Source organism: Amycolatopsis sp. NPDC006131 (genome assembly GCF_040614175.1).
Lineage (GTDB): Bacteria > Actinomycetota > Actinomycetes > Mycobacteriales > Pseudonocardiaceae > Amycolatopsis_E > Amycolatopsis_E tucumanensis.
Genome location: NZ_JBEXTX010000004.1, coordinates 1 through 17,956, shown reverse-complemented (window position 1 = coordinate 17,956; position 17,956 = coordinate 1). Strand labels below are relative to the sequence as shown.

Below are 17,956 nucleotides of genomic sequence, written 5' to 3'. Positions count from 1 at the left end.
TCGGGTGATCGGTGAGGACACTCCGAAGGTCGAACATGAAGATGGCGAAAGCAATACCTGTGGGTGATTTACCGACGACAGTAGGTTAACTATCAGTGATCGCCAGCAGGTCCTCGGTGTGCCGGTACCAGGTCCAGCGCGTCACCGGCCGCGGGTGCGGCACCCCGTTCTGCACCACTGCCGCCGGGTGGCAGCCCAGCTGGCAAGCCCGCCCGGACACCTCGGTTACCCGCCGGAACAACCCCCGGGTCACCCGCACGTCGACGCCCTCCGCGCCAGGCCGCACCACGAACGACCGCGCCGAGCCACGGAACGCGACCGTGTCGTCACAGTAAGCCTCGCCGGTGACCGGGCCGACCACCGCTTCACCCAGCAGGACTCCGCCGCTGTCGTCACGCACGAGCACCCGCGGCCGCGGCTCACCCTTCCGGGCGAGCGCGAGCGCCTCCGACGGGTCGGCCGGCAGCCCCCACAGCCGCGCCGCCGGCGAGCCCGGATCGGTCGGCACGTATGCCACCGGCGTGTCCCCCAACCGGTTCTTCCGCATGATCCGCACCACGACCGCGGCGAGGTCCGCATCCGTGCCGACGACGATCAACGGCTCCCCGGAAGTGCCCTCCAGCAGGGGATCCACGTCGTTCCGGCCGGGGCGCGCGGGCACTTCCCGCACTCCCGGCTCGTTGCGAAGGAGTGACGAACCAGACCCGCAAGCCAGCACCGTTCCCCGCGCCACCGGGTCCTCCGTTACGCTCATGCACCGGCATTTGCCTGCGCTGAATTTCCTGTTGCCGAATACCTGGAGTGTCACATGCCGGCCATCGTGCTCATCGGTGCCCAGTGGGGCGATGAAGGCAAGGGCAAGGCCACCGACCTGCTCGGCGACCGTGTCCAGTGGGTCGTCCGCTACCAGGGCGGCAACAACGCCGGTCACACGGTCGTGCTCCCCAACGGGGAGAACTTCGCCCTGCACCTCATCCCGTCCGGGATCCTCACGCCGGGCGTGACCAACGTGATCGGCAACGGCGTGGTCGTCGACCCGGGCGTGCTGCTCGACGAGCTGGACGGCCTGGAGAAGCGCGGCGTGGACACCAGCCGCCTGCTGCTCTCCGCCGACGCGCACCTGATCATGCCGTACCACGTGGCGATCGATAAGGTCACCGAGCGTTACCTCGGCAGCCGCAAGATCGGCACCACCGGCCGCGGCATCGGCCCGTGCTACCAGGACAAGATCGCCCGCGTCGGCGTCCGCGTGCAGGACCTGCTCGACGAGAAGATCTTCCGCCAGAAGGTCGAGGCGGCCCTGGAGTTCAAGAACCAGGTGCTGGTCAAGGTCTACAACCGCAAGGCACTCGACGCCGACCAGGTGGCCGACGAGGTGCTGGCGGCGGGCGAGAAGTTCGCGCACCGCATCGCCGACACGCGGCTGCAGCTGAACAAGGCCCTGGAGAAGGGCGAGACGGTGCTGCTGGAGGGGTCGCAGGGCACGCTGCTCGACGTCGACCACGGCACCTACCCGTTCGTGACGTCGTCGAACCCGACCGCGGGCGGCGCGAGCGCCGGGTCGGGCATCGGGCCGGGCCGCATCGGCACCGTGCTCGGCATCCTCAAGGCCTACACCACGCGCGTCGGGTCGGGCCCGTTCCCGACCGAGCTGAACGACGCGATGGGCGAGCACCTGCGCAAGGCGGGCGGCGAGTTCGGCGTCACCACCGGGCGGTCGCGCCGCACCGGCTGGTTCGACGCGGTGATCGCCCGGTACGCCACGCGCGTCAACGGGATCACCGACTACTTCCTCACCAAGCTCGACGTGTTGTCCGGCCTGGAGCGGGTGCCGATCTGCGTCGGGTACGAGGTGGACGGCTTCCGCACCGAGGACATGCCGATGACGCAAACCGACGTGCACCACGCCGTGCCGATCTACGAGGAGCTGCCCGGCTGGTGGGAGGACATCTCGCACTGCCGGACGTTCGAGGAGCTGCCGGCGAACGCGCGCGCGTACGTGGAGCGGATCGAGGAGCTGTCGCAGGCCCGGGTGTCCGCCATCGGCGTCGGCCCGGGCCGCGAACAGACCATCGTCCGCCACGAATTCTTGTAAGTGGTTCCACGGCTTGCGGGGCGGTGCGGGTAGCGGAACCTGAGGCGGCTTCGCCGCTGAAAAAGGCGGCGCGGCGCTCTAGGCCAGGGCGGTCTTCGTCGGCGTCGGGTTGCGGAAGAGGTCCAGCACCGGGCAGTGCTCGTCGACCTGGCGCTTGAGGTCCTCGTAGGCCTCGCGGCTCGCCGGGCCCTCCAGGTCGACCGTGACCCGCACGTCGGTGAAGCCGGGGCGGGTCTCGTTGAATCCGAAGAAGCCGTGCAGGTCGAGATCGCCCTCGACGGTGACCTTCACCGAGGTCAGCGGCACGCCCAGCTTCGCGGCCCAGAACTGGTACGTGATCACCTGGCACGAGCCGAGCGCGGCCAGCGCGTACTCGACCGGGTTGGCGGCGGTGTCCGTGCCGCCCAGCGGCGCGGGTTCGTCGACGCGGAAGGCGTGGTCCCGCACCTTCACGTCGACCTGGGTTGCGGTGCCGCCGACCAGCTGGTGGTCGACGGTGAACGAGACGGCGGCGTTGGCGGGATCGGCCGAGACGGCCTGGCGGGTTCCCTCGATGACATCGGTGAGCGACATGGTCATCACGGTGACGTGAGCGCCCCGCGCGGCGCGAGGGCTCCCAGAAGCTGGGACGCGGAATCCACGCCACCCGGTCGCCGTTACCGGTGATCATGAGGATCGGAGTGGCGCTGGCCACCGCGGACGACACCAACTACGTCGACGCGATCGTGGCCCAGGCGAAGCAGGTGGCCGCCGACGGGCTGAAGTCGGTGTGGTTCGGGCAGCGGTTCGACTACGACGCCGCCGCGCTGGCGACCGTCGTCGGGCGCGAGGTGCCGGAATTGTCCGTCGGCACCTCGGCGATCCCGATCTTCGGGCGGCACCCGCTGCTGGTCTCCAGCCAGGCCCAGACGGCGCAGGCCGCCACGCACGGGCGGTTCCAGCTCGGGCTGGCGCTGGGCGCGAAGAACCTGCTGGAAGGCGCGTTCGGCCTCAGCTACGAGCGTCCGGTGGCCCGGCTGCGCGAGTTCCTGACCGTGCTGCGCGAGCTGTTCACCACCGGCACCGCCGACTTCCGCGGCGAGGTCCTCACCGCCGTGCCGCCGCTGCCGGCCACGGTCCCCGGCGCGGGCCCGGTGCCGCTGCTGGTCGCCGCGATGGGGCCGCAGGCCCTGCGGGCGACCGGGGAACTCGCCGACGGCACGCTGCCCTACCTGGCCGGGCCGAAGGTGCTGGCAGGCGAGATCGTCCCGGCCATCACCGCCGCGTCGGCCGCCGCGCCGCGGGTCGTCGCGTTCGTCGCCGGTGTGGTCACCTCCGACGCCGAGCGGGTGCGCGCGAACGCCGTCGAGCAGCTCGCGTTCTACGAGCGGATCCCGTCCTACCAGCGGGTCATCGGCCTGGCGGGCGCCTCGCGTGCCGGTGAGCTGGCGGTGATCGGCGACGAGGAGACCGTCGCGGCCGAGATCCGGCGCTACTTCGACGCCGGGGCCACCGAGGTGGTCTTCACCCAGACGGACCTCGGCAGCGCGGAGGACCAGCGGCGCACCTGGCGGCTGCTGGGCGAGCTGTCCGGGAAGTGATGCGACCTGCCGCTCAGGATCGCCGATCTGCGGTGAGCAGGGTGCGTAGATCGCCGACGAGGCGATCGGCGCCCGCCTTGCCGAGCGGGGCGAGGAACTCCCGTTCAACCTCGCCTCGCGCGCGCTCGGCCTTGTCGAGGGTTTCGCGGCCGAGGCCGGTCAGCTCGACGATGTTCTTCCGCCGGTCCTCCTGGCTGCGGCGCCGCTCGACGAAACCCTTGTCCTCCAGCACGTCCACCAGCGCGACCATCGTGGTGCGGTCGACGCCGAGCCGCTCGGCTGCGGCGAGCTGGGAAAGCGGGTACTCGGCCGCCAGCACGGCCAGCACCGCCAGCTCACGACCGTCGAGCCCGAACGGTTCGAGCGCGCGGGCTACCGCCGCGGTCAACGCCAGCTGCGTGTGCTTGAGGAGGTAGCCGAGCCGCCCGGTCAGCACCTCGGGAGGATCACCCGCCATGGCACGCAGCCTATCGAAAAACTGATCGTCAGGAGCGCTGATCATCTGTTAGATTGACGATGTGCGCTTCGGAATGAAAACAACTCCCATGCACGTCTCCTACGACGAGATCCTGCGGGTCTGGCAGGAAGCCGACGGCCTGCCGCAGATCGAGGACGCCTGGCTCTGGGACCACCTTCTGCCACTCGCGGGGCCCCCCGACGGTCCGGTCCACGAGGGCTGGACGCTGCTCACCGCCCTGGCCGCGCAGACCGAGCGGCTGCGGCTGGGGCTGCTGGTGTCCAGCACCCGGCTCCGCCACCCGGCGATGCTCGGCAAGATCACCAGCACGCTGGACGTCGTGTCCCGCGGCAGGCTGGTCGTCGGGCTGGGCGCGGGCGGCACGCACCAGCCGGCCGGGGCGGGCGGGATCCCCGGCGAGAACCCGGCCATCGCCGAGTACGCCGCCTACGGACTGACCCTCGTGTCACCCGCGGAGGGCCTTGGCCGGCTCGCGGAGAGCATCGAGATCCTCAAGCTGATGTGGACGCGGGACCGCTTCGACTACGACGGGCGTTACTACACGCTGACCGGCACGCGGAACGAGCCGAAGCCGGTGCAGCGCCCGGGACCGCCGCTGCTGATCGGTGGCTGGGGCACCCGGATGCTGCGGCTGGTCGCCGAGCACGCGGACGCGTGGAACATCCCGGGGCCGCCGCACAACAGCGTCGAGTTCGTCGCCGAGCGGAACCGGGTCCTCGACCGGCACTGCGCGGAGATCGGCCGCGATCCACGCGAGATCGAGCGGTCCGTGCAGCTGATCGTGTCCTACGACGACCCGGCGAGCTCACGCGATCTCGTGCGGCGGCTCGCCGACGCCGGGGTGGACCACATCGTGCTGAGCCTGCGTGCGCCGTACCCGCCGGGCGCCGCGCGGTGGCTGGTCGACGAGATCACGACAGCCGTGCCGTGAGGGTGTCCGACAGGGCGAGCTCCTCGAGGTCGAGTTCGCGCAGGACCTTGCGCAGCACCTCGTCGTCGAGCTTGCCCTCGGCCCGCTGCTCCAGCATCGTCTCGCGCTGCACGAGCAGCAGTTCGCGGCGCGCCTGCACGAACGCGGCGTGCGGGCTGGACTCGCGTTCCTCGGCGCTGAGCGAGATCGCCGCGACGGCTCCCCGGTAGCGGGTCTCGACCAGGGCCCGCAACCGGTTCACCAGCCGGTCGGCCTTCTCCGGCGGGATGTCGAGCCGGTGGCACAGTTCCGGGGCCAGCTCGTCGAGCCGGGCCAAGGCCGCGTGCATCGCCGCCTCGCGGGCCGCCATCTCCTCCTCCGCGTCCTGCTCGGCGTCGTCCTTGTCGTGCACGCCGAGCTTGCGGATCACCGCCGGCAGGGTGAGCCCTTGGATCAGCACGGTCCCGATCGCGACGACGAACGCGAACAGCTGGATCTCGTCCCGGCCGGGGAACGGCTGCCCGGCGTGGGTCGTCAGCGGCACACCGGCCGCCGCGGCGAGCGACACCACGCCGCGCATGCCCGCCCAGGACAACACGAGGAGGTTCCGCGTCGGCGGCCGTTCTCGTTCGCGGCCGAACAGCCTGAGGGCGTGCGGCAGGTAGGCGTTGAGGAACACGTACGGGAACCGGATGGCGATGGTGACCGCGAGGATGGCGATCGCCGCAGCGAAGAGCTGCCAGTTGCCGCGCGCGTTCTCGTTGGCGCTCTCCAGCACGAACGGCAGTTGCAGGCCCATCAACGCGAACACGAGCGCTTCAAGCAGCACGTCCAGCGACGCCCAGATCGACGAGTCCTGCACCCGCGTGGCCGAGCCCGCGTACAACGACCTGTCACCGAGGTACAACCCGGCGGCGACCACCGCGAGCACGCCCGAACCGCTGAAGTCCTCGGAGAACGGGTGCAGGTGCTCGGCGACGACGTACACGGCGAACGGCACGATGATGCCGAAGACCGACTCCATCAGCGGGTCGTCGAGCTTGCGCCGGATGTAGGAGACGAGCACCGCCGCCGCGAGCCCGACGCCGATCCCGAGCACCGCGGCGACGAGGAACACCAGGAATCCGTGGCCGAGCGACCCGGCCGCGCCGAGCACCGCGGCGAGACCGATCTTGTACAGGGTCAGCGCGGCGGCGTCGTTGACCAGGCTCTCCCCGGTGAGCACGGTCATCAGGCGGCGCGGGAGGCGCTGGCGGCGGCCGATCGCGGCGGCGGTGACGGCGTCCGGCGGCGCGACGACCGCGCCCAGCACGAACGCCGAGGCGAGTGGCAGGTCCGGCAGCAGCAGGTGCACGACGAACCCGACGACGAGCGCCGTGACGACGACGAGGACCACGCCGAGCCCGATGATCGGCCGGGCGGCGGCCTTGAACTGGGCGAACGAGCTCTCCCGCGCGGTGGAGTAGAGCAGCGGCGGCAGGACCAGGGTGAGGATCAGCTCCGGCTCCATCTGCACCCGCGGCACGCCCGGGATGAACGACACGGCCAGCGCCGCCACGACGACCAGCAGGGGCGCCGAGAGGTTGAACCGCCGGGCGATCGCGGTGAGACCGAGCGCGCCGGCGAGCACGCCCATCAAGGTCAGGAGCTCCATGGGTAGATGCTTACCCAGCGAGCCGCGCTCCACCCGGTGAGTGACATGCCCGCGGCGGCGAGCGCAGGGCTCGCCAGGGTGAGGGGACTCGCGGGGTGAGCGGGAACTCGCTGCCGCGAGCGCGGGACTCGCGCGAGTGAGCGCTGAATCGCCGGGCCGGGCGGGGAACTCGCGGGCACGAACGTGGAACGCGCGACCCCGGGTGCGCGACTCGCCGCCCCGTGCGGAACCGCCGGCCCCGGCGCGGAATCGGAGGCGCCGGTGCGCGACTCAACAGCCGGGGTGCACGACGCGCCCCCACGCGAAACCACCGGCCCCGGCGCGGAACCGGCGGCCCCGGTGCGCGACACACCAAACCAGGTGCACGACGCGCCCCCACGCGAAACCACCGCCCCCGGTGCGCGACTCACCAGCCCGGGTGCACAACCCGCCGCCCGGCGCGAAACCACCGGCCCCGGTGCGCAATCGCCGGCGCCGGTGCGCGACTCGCCTGCCGGGGTGCACGACTCGCCGCCCCCCGGCGAAACCACCGCCCCCGGTGCACAACTCGCCGCCCCCGGTGCGCGATTCGCCAGCCGGGGTGCGCGACGCGCCGCCCCACGCGAAACCACCGCCCCCGATGCAGAACCGCCAGCCCCGGTACGCGACACACCAGCCCAGGTGCACGACTCGCCGCCCCCGGGTGCGGGAATCGCCAGCCCGAGCGCGCAACCCACCCACCCAGGCGCGAAACCCACCAACGCGAGCGCACAACCCGCCCACCCGGGTGCACAACCCGCGGCCGCGCACACGAAAAAGGCCCGGGCAGCAATCCAGCGCTGCCCGGGCCCTTCCTCAGAACAACCTCAGTGCATCATCACCGCGGGCGGGGCGCCCTCGGCGGCGTCCTCCTCCGGCGGCAGCGCCGGCTTCTTCGGCAGGAACAGCGCCGGGATCAGGCACAGCGCCACCAGCACCAGCGTCCAGGTGAACGTCGAGGCGAAGGCGTCCGCGCTGGCCACCGCCGCGGCGTCGTGCGTGGCCGGGTTCATCAGCGCGGCCGTCGCGGCGAGCTGGCCCTCGCTGGTCGCCACGCCGAACTTCCCGGCGAGCAGGCTGGCCAGGATGATCGACACGATGGCCGACCCCACCGCACCGGCGGTCTGCTGCACGATGTTCATCGCCGTCGACGCGCGCGCCACCGTGCGCTGCGTCAGCGTCTGCAGCGCCGCGGTGCTGATCGGCATCATGCTCATGCCCATGCCGAGCCCCATCACGAACAGCGCGCCCATCAGCAGCAGGTAGGACGTGTCCGCACCCACCTGCGTGAACACCGCGACGCTGGCGATGATCAGCACGATGCCGGGCAGCACGACCTTGCCCGCGCCGATCTTGTCGACCAGCTTGCCCGCGATCGGCATGGTGATCATCGCGCCGATGCCCTGCGGCGCCAGCAGCAGACCGGCCTGCAGCGCGCTTTCGCCGCGCACCAGCACGAAGTAGGTCGGCAGGATCAGCATCGACCCGAGGAAGGCGATCATGAACAGGGTCATGGTCACCATCGCGATGCTGAACGTGCGGTTGCGGAACAGGGTCAGGTCGACCAGCGGGTTGGCGACCTTCAGCGCCCGCACGATGAACGCCACGATCAGCACGATCCCGACGATCCCCGGCAGCCACACGTTGGTCGCGCCGACGCCGCCGTGGTGCGGGATGTTCGACACGCCGTAGATCAGCGCCGCGAGACCGGGCGAGAGCATCACCATGCCGGCGAAGTCGAACTTCTCGGCCGGGCGCGGCTCGTCCTTCGGCAGCAGCCGCCACGCGAGCAGGATCGCGACGATGCCGATCGGCACGTTGATGTAGAAGATCCACCGCCAGCTCACCGAGTCGACCAGCCAGCCGCCCAGGATCGGGCCGCCGATCGGGCCGAGCAGCATCGGCACGCCGAGCACGGCCATCACGCGGCCGACGCGGTGCGGGCCCGCGGTCTTGGTCAGGATCGTCATGCCCGCCGGCATCAGCATGCCGCCGCCGAGGCCCTGCAGGACCCGGAACACGATCAGCGACTCGATGTCCCACGCCGCACCGGCCAGCGCGGAGCCGACCAGGAAGAACGTGATCGCCAGCATGTAGAGGCGCTTGGTGCCGAACCGGTCGCACGCCCAGCCGGTGACCGGGATGACCGTGGCCAGCGCCAGCATGTACCCGGTCGCGATCCACTGGATCGTGTCGAACGAGGTCTCGAACTCCAGCGTCAGCGCCTGGAGCGCGACGTTGACGACGGTGGTGTCGAGGATGGCCATCACGCTGCCGAGCACGACGACGGCAGCGACCTTCAGCACCGCGCTGTCGAGTTTGTCGGCGTCCGCGGGTCTTGGTTCCGAAGCAGTGGTCATGAAGTGGTCCGTCCAGGTCTACGAGCGGGCAGGGCCGACCGCAGGAGGAAACCCCGAAGAAAAGCGCAAATCCCCCTCAGTCCACTCTGAGACTAGCCGGGCGACAGGCTATGACGCGAAGACTTTTCGAGTGGTCGGGATCACTTCAGCGGAAAGCGAAAACGCGGGCACGGCCCGTGGCCGTGCCCGCGTCGTCCACTCAGGACCCGACGGCGACCAGCGCGGTGTCCGGCTGGTCGGCGAACAGGCCGTCGATGCCGGTGGCGAGGAACGCGTCCAGCTCGGCGAAGGCGTTGCCCCACGCCGACGGGTCGGCCGACGAGCGCAGGTTCACCGGCAGGAAGCTGTTCTCGTTGCGGAAGGTGTAGGGCACGACCTTCAGGCCCGCGTCGTGCGCGTCCTTCACCAGCGAGGTCGGCGTGCCGAGCGCGCCCGCCGTGGTCCGCGGGATGATCTGCGCCTTCTCCGGGCCGAGGTAGTCGGCGTAGGTGGAGATCTCCTTGAGCCCGGCCGGGGTGACCAGGTCGGCGTAGGTGCGCTTGTCGCCGCTCGCGACGAAGTCGGCCGGCGCGCCGCTGGCCGAGGTGAGCTGCACCAGCGGCACCTTCACCTGCCTGCTCAGCGCCTTGAGGTTGGCCACCTCGAACGACTGGATGATCACCGGCGCGTTGCGCTTGTTCAGGCCGTTGCGGTTGAGGAGGTCGACCAGCTTCGGCTCGGTGGGGTTGCCGATCGAGGCGAAGTAGGTGGAGTGCTTGATCTCCGGGTAGGTGCCCAGCGTGCGGTGCAGTTCGCGGCCGAGGCGCCTGGTGAGGTCCAGCACCTCCTGGTAGGTCGCGATCTGCCAGCGGCCGTTGTAGATCTTGTTGTCCGGGCGGATGTCCGGGATGCGCTCGGTGGCACGCAGGGTCTTCAGCTCGGCGAGCGTGAAGTCCTCGGTGAACCAGCCGGTCAGCGCGACGCCGTCGATGACCTTGGTGGTCTTCCGGTTGGCGAACTCGGGGTGGGCGGCGACGTCGGTCGTGCCGCCGATCTCGTTCTCGTGCCGGGCGACGAGCTGGCCGTCCTTGGTGGGCACCAGGTCGACGTCGACCCAGTCGGCGCCCTGGCGGTAGGCCAGCTCGTAGGAGGCCAGCGTGTGCTCCGGCCGGTAGCCGGGCGCGCCCCGGTGTCCGACGACCACTGGTTCGGCACGCTCCTTGTCAGCCGGGGCGGCTTGGCTCGCGCTGGTGACGCCGGCGGCGCCGACCAGGAACAGGCCGGACAACGCCAGGGCGGCGAGTCTTCTCCGCACGGGAACCTCCTGTGGGGACGAAAGGGATCTCCGCGCCACTCTCACCGGCCCGGACTACGGCCGCCACACGGGCGGGGGACGGTGGGCTGGCGGGCGGGTGAACGGGGCGTGGCGCAGGTCAACGTCTACGCTCAGGGCTTGTGCGCGTTCTAGTCATCGGGTCCGGTGCCCGCGAACATGCCCTGCTCCTCGCCGCGTCCCACGACCCGGCCGTCACCGCGCTCGCCTGCGCGCCAGGCAACGCCGGCACCGCGGCGCTGGCCGAGCAGCTCGGCGTCGACGTGGCCGACCCGGCCGCGGTCGCCGAGCTGGCGAAGCGCTGGCAAGCCGACCTCGTGGTGATCGGCCCCGAGGTGCCGCTGGTCGCCGGCGCGGCCGACGCCGTCCGCAAGGCCGGCATCCCGGTCTTCGGCCCGTCCGCCGCCGCGGCCCGCATCGAGGGCTCGAAGGCGTTCGCCAAGGACGTGATGGCCACCGCGAAGGTGCCGACCGCGCGCAGCGAGATCGTGGACAACCCGGCCAAGCTCGACGAGGCGCTGTCCCGCTTCGGCCCGACCTGGGTGGTCAAGGACGACGGGCTGGCCGCCGGCAAGGGCGTCGTCGTCACCCCGGACCGCGACGCGGCGCGCGCGCACGCCATGAAGCTGCTCGACGGCGGCCACCCGGTGCTGCTCGAGTCGTTCCTCGACGGGCCGGAGGTGTCGCTGTTCTGCCTGGTCGACGGCCGCACCGTGGTGCCGCTGCTGCCCGCGCAGGACTTCAAGCGCGTCGGCGACGGCGACACCGGCCCCAACACCGGCGGCATGGGCGCGTACGCGCCGCTGCCGTGGGCGCCCGCCGGCCTCGTCGACGACATCGTGCGCGACATCGTCCAGCCGGTCGTCGACGAGATGGCCGCCCGCGGCGCCGAGTTCTCCGGCCTGCTCTACGCGGGCCTCGCGATCACCTCCGACGGCCCCCAGGTCATCGAGTTCAACTGCCGGTTCGGCGACCCGGAGACACAGGTCGTGCTCGCGCTGCTGGCCACCCCGCTGGCCGGGCTGCTGCACGCGACCGCGACCGGCACCCTCGCCGAGCACCCGCCGCTGGAGTGGCACCCGGGCTCCGCGGTCACCGTCGTGATCGCCGCCGACGGCTATCCGGGTGTGCCGCGCGCGGGCGACGTGATCACCGGCGCCGAGTCCGAGGGCGTGCTGCACGCGGGCACCCGCCGCCGCGACGACGGCGCCGTGGTCTCGCACGGTGGCCGGGTGCTGTCCGTGGTCGGCGTCGGCGAGGACCTCGACGCGGCCCGCGCCCAGGCCTACGAGCGGGTCGCGAAGGTGCACCTGTCCGGTTCGCACCACCGCACCGACATCGGGCTCAAGGCCGCTCGCGGCGAGATCACCGTGCCGGGTGCTTCGGCGAATTCCGGCCCGAGCTGATCCCGGGATTGGTAGCCTTCCTACCGGAACTGGTCGGTTACCGTCCGTACCCGGGGAGTGAGTTGTGGCAGAGGACGACCTGCGCGGCGCCGGCCAGGGTCTCGCACCCACGCTCGGCGCCCTCGGCGCGACCGTGCCGTCGGTGCCCCACGACCTGCGGGTCGACCCGGACAAGGTGCTGCTGGTCGCGCAGGTCGTCAACGAGCAGGCCGACGCGCTCGACGACCGCATCCGGCAGAAGCTGATCGACCTCAACATCACCGCGCCGGCCGAGGACGTCATCAGCACCACCGCCACCGACGCGTGGAACCGGCTGGTGGCCCGCGGCGAAGACTCGTACGCGGCGCGGGTGCAGGCCTACGTCCGCAACCTGCGTGACCTCGCCGCGCAGCTCCGGCAGGCCGCGCAGGCCTACCAGGCCGGTGAGGAGGAGAAGGTCATCGCGCTGGGGGACCGCGGTGCCGGCCCTGCCTAGGACGGTCGTCGCGGCCGCGCTCGTGGTGTCCGGCTGCACGTCGACCGTGTCCGGGGTCGCCGGACCCGCCACGCGGCCGAGCAGTCAGCCGCCCGAACTGCCCGCCCGGCAACGCGAGCTGCCGCTGCGGGACGCCGACCCGTGCGCCCTGCTCACGTCCGCCCAGCTGGACCGGCTCGGCGAGAACGGCGCGCCACGCAGGCTGCCCGAAGACACCCAGCGCGACGGCCCGACCTGCGCGTTCGACGTCGACGCCAGGCCGCCGACGTACACGTACTACCTCGAGGTCATCGGCAACGCCGACATCGAGGACTGGCGCACCGGCGCGCACCGGCGGACCAGCATGGTCCAGCAGCCGGTCGCGGTGCCCGGGTTCCCCGCGCTGGTGAACTACGCGCCCAGCGAGGGGATCCAGGACTGCGAGGTGCTCGTCGGCGTCGCCCAGGGCCAGACGCTGCGCGCCCAGATGGCGCCCGACGACCGCTCGTTCACCCAGCAGCAGCTGTGCGACATGGCGACGAACGTCGCGAAGCTGGCCGTCCAGACGCTCGAAACGCTGAAGTGAGGTGTGGCGTGGCCACGTTCGACAGCAGCAAGTACGACATCCCGACGCTCGTGGCGAAGCTGCGCGACCAGCGGTTCGACGGCTACCAGCCGGAGCAGCTCGCGCAGGTAGTGGAGAAGTTCCGGGACGGCGCGGGCCCGTCGGGGATCACCGGGGCCGTCGAGGCGCTGAAGTCGATCTCCGGCGCGCTCGCCGACACCGAAGAGGCGCTGCGGACCCAGCTCAAAGCGCTCGGCGTGGAGTGGCAGAGCCGCGCCGCAGGGCAGGCGTCGTCGGTGGTCGCGCGGGAGGCCGGGTTCTCCGGTGAGGCCACGGCGAAGGTCGAGCAGGCCGCGCAGATGATGTACGAGCAGGCCGAGGCCTTCACCCGGACCAGGAACAAGCTGCCCGCGCCGGAGGACCTGCGCAAGGCGGGCGGCTACACCTTCGGCGACACGGTGTTCAGCCTGTTCGGGTTCGAGACCGATCATGCGGCCGACGTGCGCATCGCCGAGGAGGCCAAGGCCCAGGCGGTGGACGCGCTCAACGCCTACGCCCACGACAGCGGCAACTACCTCGGCTCGACGTCCACTGTGGACGCACCGGCGCCGGTCTCGCTGCTGTCCGCGCCGGGAACCGGTGTGGTGGCGGGGATCGGCGGGGCGTCGGCGCCGGTGCCGTCGCTGCCGGACACCGCGCCGACCCAGGCCCAGGGCACGAAGGACGTGACGCCGGCGCGGGTGGACACCCCGACACCGCCGATGGGCGTGCCGGCCGCTCCGGCTGCGGGTGCTTCGGTGGCCGGGGTCACCCCGGCGGGCGCCGGTGGTGGGACGACCGCTGGACGCCCCGCCGCGCCCGCGCCCACCGGATCAGTTGCCGTCGGCTCTGGTTCCCCCGGCGGAGCCGGCTTCGCAGGCGAACGCCGGGCGTCGGCTTCGCCTGAATCGAAGAACACTGGTGGCCAGTCCGGCGCTGCGACCGGCGGCCGGGCGATTCCCAGCAGTGGTTCCGCCGTAGGCGCCCGGCCCGGCTCCGCCGGGCAGCCGGGCGCCGGGCAGGTCCACGGTGCCGGTGGCCGCTCCGCGGCCGGCGCACCCGGCACCGGGCTCGGCCCGGGTGCCGGGCTTGGCGCAGGCACCGGAAGCGGCGCGGGCGCGGCGGGCGGAAGCGGCGCGGGCGGCGCAAGCGCGGCAACACCTGCCGAAGAAGCGCTCGGCAGGGGCCGTTCCGCGGGCGCGATCCCACCCTCCACCACCTCCCCCAATGCGGTCGGCCCCGGGTTCGCGGCCGTGCGGACGCCCTCCGGGCTCAGCGGGCTCGCCGAGGCCGCCCCCGCGCTCGGCGCGGCCGGGGCGAGCGGGGCGCTGGCGGGCGAGGGCGAACGGCAGAGCCGCGTCGGGCGGAACACCGCGGGCAACCGCATCCACCAGATCCCCTCCGACGACCTGCCCGAGGAGGAGGAAGCCCGCCTCGCCCGGCGCGGCGGCCACACCCCCGACTCGGCGACCACCCGGTCGATCCTGGAACCCGCCGCACCGCAGGACGGCGAGGAGGACGCCGAGCACGTCCGCCGCTTCGGTGTCGACGACAACGACCTGTTCACCGACCGGCGGGACGTCTCACCGGACACGATCGGCGACCGATGAGCCTCGTCCTGACGACGCTCGAGTTCGACGTCCTGTGGGAGAGCTTGCGGCTGCCCCGCGCCCACCCGGCGCTGCGGGTGCCGAGCCCGGGCCGCACCCACACCGAGCGGCGGCAGCTCGCGGGCCGCGCCTGGGAGATGCTCGCCGACCGCGGGCTCGCGCGCGGGCAACGGGCGGTCGGCGAGATCGTCGACATGGCGACGTTGCTGGCGAACCCGCAGGTCGCGATCGACGTGTGGGTGTGGACGGACCGGGAGATCCGCGGCCTCGCGGTGTCCAACGGCAGCCAGGCGCTGCTCGCGGTGGTGGACTCGGGCGAGGTGTGGCTGATCCCGGCGCGGCCGAACGCGCTGGCCGAGTCGGCGGTGTCGGTGGCCGGTGAGCAGCCGGCCGGCGTCGGGCACTCGGTGAGCCTGCCGCACAGCACGCTGCGGGCGGCCGACGCGGACGCGAAGGGCGACCCGAAGTCGCTGGTCACGGCGCTGGAGGACCGGGGCGTCGAGCTGTGGGAGGCGCAGGAGCTGGCCGGGATGCTGGTCGGGATGACCACCCGCGGGCAGTTCGGCGTCGAGCGGGAGGGGCGGCGCGCGGGCCGGGTGGTCGCGTTCTACGACACCGACGCGGGCCGGTACCTGCTGCAGGTGGGCGGGCAGGACTGGGCGACGGTCGCGCCCGCGGACAACCAGCTGCTGGTCAGCCGGGTCGCGGAGCTGCTCGACGAAGCGTGAACCACCGGATGGTGGAACTTGGCGGATTCCGCGTACAGGCTGCGACAACCGTCCTACAGTGAGCGACGTGCCTGAGAGTGATCCGGATTCGCTGGAGCATGTGGCCGGGCAGGTCGAGGCCATCCACGAGCAGTTCAAGAAAGCCAAGGACAAGGTCACGGGCGTGACCGGGGAGAACCCGTTCGGCGCCATCAAGCGCCCGGACGAGCTGGAGCCGGGCGAGCACCCGTCGGACGGCATGGTGGACGCGCTGGGGTCGTTGCGCGACGGCGTGCACAAGCAGTTCGACGCGGCTGCCGAGCTGATGAGGTCGACCGGCAGCGCCCTGCGCGACGCGGCGCGGGCGTTGCGCGAGACCGACGACGCGGCGCGCGACAGCGTGACCGTCAAGGACGGAAGCCTGCAGGTCTGACATGGTCGCCGCACCGGGGATGCCGCCCGAATGGAACGACGTGGTGGCCCGCGCGCAGCAGGTCGAGAAGCTGAACCCGGCGGGGATCCAGGCCGTCGCGGACCAGTTCACGCAGGCGTCGAAGGACTCCGCGGACCACTCGGTGGCGCTGCGGAACGCGACCGCGGCGCTGGGCGGCGGCACGTGGACCGGCCCCGCGGCCGACGCGTTCTTCGCCTACGTCAAGCAGATCGGCGACGCGGGCAAGAAGGTCAACGACCACCTCGACGAGGTCGCGCGGGAGTTGTCCGGTCTGCAGACGTCGCTGGCCGACGTCAAGGGCCGGATCGACACGATCAGGCAGCAGGCCCAGACGGACATCGAGAAGGCCAACAGCGACGCGGTGACGAACGCGAACGCGGCCGAGGCGATGGAGCGCGAGGTACGCGAGGGCAAACCGGGCGCCACGATGCCCTCGCCCACGTCGGCCGAGATCATGGCCGCGAACGCGCAGAAGACGAGCGGCATCGCGGCCGGTGCCCGGGACCAGATCCAGGGGTTGTTGAGCAGCGCGAACGAGCAGATCAACCGGGTGATGGGCCTGGTGCGCAAGGAGGTCCAGGGCGGGTACGCGTCGGTGCCCCCGCTGGGCGGCAAGCCGAAGACGATGAAGAGCACGGGCGGACTGCGCTCCGGCTCCGGCGGCGGTGGCGGCAGTGGCGGCGCGGGTGGTGGCGGCGGTCTGGGCCCGAGCGGCGGACCGCCGAGCAGCCAGCCCCCTGGCAACGTGCGGCAGTGGATCGAAGAGGCGATCCGCATCCTGCAGGCCGCCGGAGTGCCGGTCACGGAAGCGGACATCGACAAGATCTGGACGATCATCGAAAAGGAGTCGAGCGGCAATCCCAACGCGATAAACCTTTGGGACTGCGTACCGCTGGACACGATGATCCTGACCCGGCGCGGCTGGCTGAAGCACGACGAGGTCCGGACCGGTGACGAGACGATCGGATACGACCCGGAGACGGGCCGCAGCCGGTGGACGCGCATCACGCGCGTGGTGCACCACGCGGACGCTCACCTGGTCCGGCTGCACAACTCGCGCTGGTCCGCCCGCACGACGCCCAACCACCGCTGGCTGAGCTTCCCCCGCGTGCACGTGACGCGACCGGACCTGCCGGTGCGCTGCCCGGAGTGCGGCTGGGAGCCGCGCGGCCGGGTGCAACCGGCGAACGGGGTCGCGGTGCACCGCCGGAAGGTGCACGACATCGCGACGGGCGCCCAGCGGAACGTGCACACCACCGACGGCCGGTTCGTCACGAGCGGCGAACTCACCAGCCGCGACCGGCTGCTGCTCGCCGCACCGGCCGACACCCCGTCCTGCCTGGACGTCACCGAACGCGAGGCCGCCATCCTGGGCTGGATCGCCGGGGACGGGCACGTGGAGACCCGCCTGCACCGGCCCAGCATGTCGATCGCCCAGTCGAAGCCGCCGATGGTGGCCAAGCTGCGTGAGCTGCTGGCCGGAGTGCCGCACGCCGTGTACGTCGACGACCGGGGTGGTTGCGGGCCGCGCCACCAGTTCCGGCTCGACCCCGGCTACGCCCGCGACCTGCTCGCGCGGGCGGGCCACCCGAAGTCGGACGCGGTCCGGCAGGTGCTGGCGATGTCGGCGGAGCAGCGCACCGCGTGGCTCGACGCTCTCGTCGACGCCGAAGGCACGGTGACGGCCGGCCGCGTGGTGGTGTACCAGGCACCCGGCACGGTGCTGGAAGCCGCGACGCTCGCCGCCTACCTGTCGGGGAAGCGGCCCCGCGTCCTGCACTCCCGGCGGGCGGCGAAACCGGAGACGTGGCAGGCCGAAGCGTCGCTGCACCTCAACACCCCGATCATCACCGGCGCGTTCCTGAAGACCGAGGACGCCGGCCGCGGTGACGTGTGGTGCGTGACGACGGACCTCGGCACGTGGACAGCGCGCGAGGGCGACCACGTCTTCCTCACGGGCAACTCGAACGCCGCGGCGGGGCACCCGTCCAAGGGGTTGATGCAGTGCATCGACTCGACGTTCAACGCGCACAAACTGCCCGGCCACGACGACATCTACAACCCGGTCGACAACATCATCGCCGGAGTGCGGTACACGTTCAGCCGGTACGGCGGCTTTGAGGGGCATCCGGGCCTGAAGGCAATGGCCGCAGGCGGCGGCTACCAGGGCTACTAGCCCGCGAACAAAACCCGTGCTGGGTGGTCATCCCGTCGCCTGACACTGGACGATCACCTTGAGCCAGGGCCGCAACCTGCGTGCTTTCCGGCGGCCGAACATGCCAACCTTGCGGCCCTGGCTCAAGGTGATATGCAC

The 17,956-nt window shown here is 71.9% G+C and carries 15 protein-coding genes and 2 pseudogenes; 11 read left to right on the top strand and 6 right to left on the bottom strand.

The genetic code is table 11. The features are described from left to right. Positions 1 to 85: 85 nt before the first annotated feature. Positions 86 to 670: a hypothetical protein gene (locus tag ABZ215_RS03730; protein ID WP_354947559.1), complete on the bottom strand. Its 585-nt coding sequence runs from the start codon at positions 668 to 670 to the stop codon at positions 86 to 88. Positions 671 to 808: 138 nt separating this feature from the next. Between ABZ215_RS03730 and ABZ215_RS03725 the strand changes: the two genes are divergently transcribed. Beyond that, positions 809 to 2,095 (top strand): adenylosuccinate synthase, encoded by a 1,287-nt coding sequence (locus tag ABZ215_RS03725; protein WP_020423309.1) that lies wholly within the window; start codon positions 809 to 811, stop codon positions 2,093 to 2,095. A 78-nt stretch (positions 2,096 to 2,173) separates the two neighbouring features. On the opposite strand, the gene ABZ215_RS03720 is transcribed toward ABZ215_RS03725, so the two are convergent. After that, on the bottom strand, positions 2,174 to 2,668 hold the full coding sequence (locus ABZ215_RS03720) for an OsmC family protein (protein WP_354947557.1): 495 nt from the start codon (positions 2,666 to 2,668) through the stop codon (positions 2,174 to 2,176). Between the two features lie 95 nt (positions 2,669 to 2,763). Here ABZ215_RS03720 and ABZ215_RS03715 point away from each other — a divergent pair, with 95 nt between their 5' ends. Further along, the gene (locus ABZ215_RS03715; RefSeq protein ID WP_354947555.1) at positions 2,764 to 3,675 is read left to right on the top strand and encodes a TIGR03564 family F420-dependent LLM class oxidoreductase; all 912 of its coding nucleotides are present in this window, start codon (positions 2,764 to 2,766) and stop codon (positions 3,673 to 3,675) included. Between the two features lie 13 nt (positions 3,676 to 3,688). Here ABZ215_RS03715 and ABZ215_RS03710 read toward each other — a convergent pair whose 3' ends face one another. After that, positions 3,689 to 4,132, bottom strand: coding sequence for a MarR family transcriptional regulator (locus ABZ215_RS03710; RefSeq protein ID WP_354947553.1), 444 nt, complete (start codon positions 4,130 to 4,132; stop codon positions 3,689 to 3,691). A 73-nt stretch (positions 4,133 to 4,205) separates the two neighbouring features. On the opposite strand from ABZ215_RS03710, the gene ABZ215_RS03705 reads away from it, so the two are divergent. After that, positions 4,206 to 5,084, top strand: a complete 879-nt coding sequence (locus tag ABZ215_RS03705; RefSeq protein ID WP_354947550.1) for an LLM class flavin-dependent oxidoreductase — start codon at positions 4,206 to 4,208, stop codon at positions 5,082 to 5,084. On the opposite strand, the gene ABZ215_RS03700 is transcribed toward ABZ215_RS03705, so the two are convergent. The 3 genes from ABZ215_RS03700 to ABZ215_RS03690 form a co-directional block, all read right to left on the bottom strand. Next, complete coding sequence (locus ABZ215_RS03700) at positions 5,065 to 6,717, bottom strand: Na+/H+ antiporter (protein WP_237335528.1); 1,653 nt, start codon at positions 6,715 to 6,717, stop codon at positions 5,065 to 5,067. The genes ABZ215_RS03705 and ABZ215_RS03700 overlap by 20 nt on opposite strands. Positions 6,718 to 7,562: 845 nt before the next feature. Further along, positions 7,563 to 9,095 (bottom strand): DHA2 family efflux MFS transporter permease subunit, encoded by a 1,533-nt coding sequence (locus tag ABZ215_RS03695; RefSeq protein WP_020423316.1) that lies wholly within the window; start codon positions 9,093 to 9,095, stop codon positions 7,563 to 7,565. Between the two features lie 199 nt (positions 9,096 to 9,294). Continuing rightward, positions 9,295 to 10,389 carry a glycerophosphodiester phosphodiesterase gene (locus tag ABZ215_RS03690; RefSeq protein WP_354947548.1) on the bottom strand — a complete coding sequence of 365 codons (1,095 nt, stop codon included), beginning with the start codon at positions 10,387 to 10,389 and terminating at the stop codon, positions 9,295 to 9,297. Between the two features lie 140 nt (positions 10,390 to 10,529). Here ABZ215_RS03690 and purD point away from each other — a divergent pair, with 140 nt between their 5' ends. From purD to ABZ215_RS03650, 8 genes and pseudogenes are all read left to right on the top strand, one after another. Then, a complete protein-coding gene (gene purD / locus ABZ215_RS03685) occupies positions 10,530 to 11,813 on the top strand; it encodes a phosphoribosylamine--glycine ligase (protein ID WP_020423318.1) in 1,284 nt (427 codons plus the stop codon). Between the two features lie 64 nt (positions 11,814 to 11,877). Continuing rightward, positions 11,878 to 12,288, top strand: coding sequence for a type VII secretion target (locus ABZ215_RS03680; RefSeq protein ID WP_017985721.1), 411 nt, complete (start codon positions 11,878 to 11,880; stop codon positions 12,286 to 12,288). Further along, positions 12,272 to 12,853 (top strand): DUF3558 domain-containing protein, encoded by a 582-nt coding sequence (locus tag ABZ215_RS03675; protein ID WP_354947545.1) that lies wholly within the window; start codon positions 12,272 to 12,274, stop codon positions 12,851 to 12,853. The genes ABZ215_RS03680 and ABZ215_RS03675 overlap by 17 nt, the downstream gene beginning before the upstream one ends. An 8-nt stretch (positions 12,854 to 12,861) precedes the next feature. Continuing rightward, positions 12,862 to 14,481, top strand: coding sequence for a PPE domain-containing protein (locus tag ABZ215_RS03670; RefSeq protein ID WP_354947543.1), 1,620 nt, complete (start codon positions 12,862 to 12,864; stop codon positions 14,479 to 14,481). Further along, the gene (locus ABZ215_RS03665) at positions 14,478 to 15,209 is read left to right on the top strand and encodes an ESX secretion-associated protein EspG (RefSeq protein WP_354947541.1); all 732 of its coding nucleotides are present in this window, start codon (positions 14,478 to 14,480) and stop codon (positions 15,207 to 15,209) included. Before ABZ215_RS03670 ends, ABZ215_RS03665 begins: the two co-directional genes overlap by 4 nt. A gap of 67 nt (positions 15,210 to 15,276) precedes the next feature. Beyond that, entirely contained in the window at positions 15,277 to 15,621 is a 345-nt protein-coding gene (locus tag ABZ215_RS03660; protein WP_235716251.1) for a hypothetical protein, read from the top strand. A gap of 1 nt (position 15,622) precedes the next feature. Then, positions 15,623 to 15,922, top strand: a pseudogene (locus ABZ215_RS03655) (WXG100 family type VII secretion target); the annotation flags it as partial. 1,680 nt (positions 15,923 to 17,602) lie between these two features. Then, positions 17,603 to 17,818: pseudogene (locus tag ABZ215_RS03650) on the top strand (transglycosylase SLT domain-containing protein); the annotation flags it as partial. Between the last annotated feature and the right edge of the window lie 138 nt (positions 17,819 to 17,956).

Bases quoted from the DNA above. Each gene is read 5' to 3' on its own strand.
- ABZ215_RS03725 (WP_020423309.1), top strand. From the start codon at position 809: ATGCCGGCCATCGTGCTCATCGGTGCCCAGTGGGGCGATGAAGGCAAG.
- ABZ215_RS03710 (WP_354947553.1), bottom strand. From the start codon at position 4,132: ATGGCGGGTGATCCTCCCGAGGTGCTGACCGGGCGGCTCGGCTACCTC.
- ABZ215_RS03705 (WP_354947550.1), top strand. From the start codon at position 4,206: ATGAAAACAACTCCCATGCACGTCTCCTACGACGAGATCCTGCGGGTC.
- ABZ215_RS03695 (WP_020423316.1), bottom strand. From the start codon at position 9,095: ATGACCACTGCTTCGGAACCAAGACCCGCGGACGCCGACAAACTCGAC.
- ABZ215_RS03665 (WP_354947541.1), top strand. From the start codon at position 14,478: ATGAGCCTCGTCCTGACGACGCTCGAGTTCGACGTCCTGTGGGAGAGC.
- ABZ215_RS03700 (WP_237335528.1), bottom strand. From the start codon at position 6,717: ATGGAGCTCCTGACCTTGATGGGCGTGCTCGCCGGCGCGCTCGGTCTC.
- ABZ215_RS03720 (WP_354947557.1), bottom strand. From the start codon at position 2,668: ATGTCGCTCACCGATGTCATCGAGGGAACCCGCCAGGCCGTCTCGGCC.
- ABZ215_RS03715 (WP_354947555.1), top strand. From the start codon at position 2,764: ATGAGGATCGGAGTGGCGCTGGCCACCGCGGACGACACCAACTACGTC.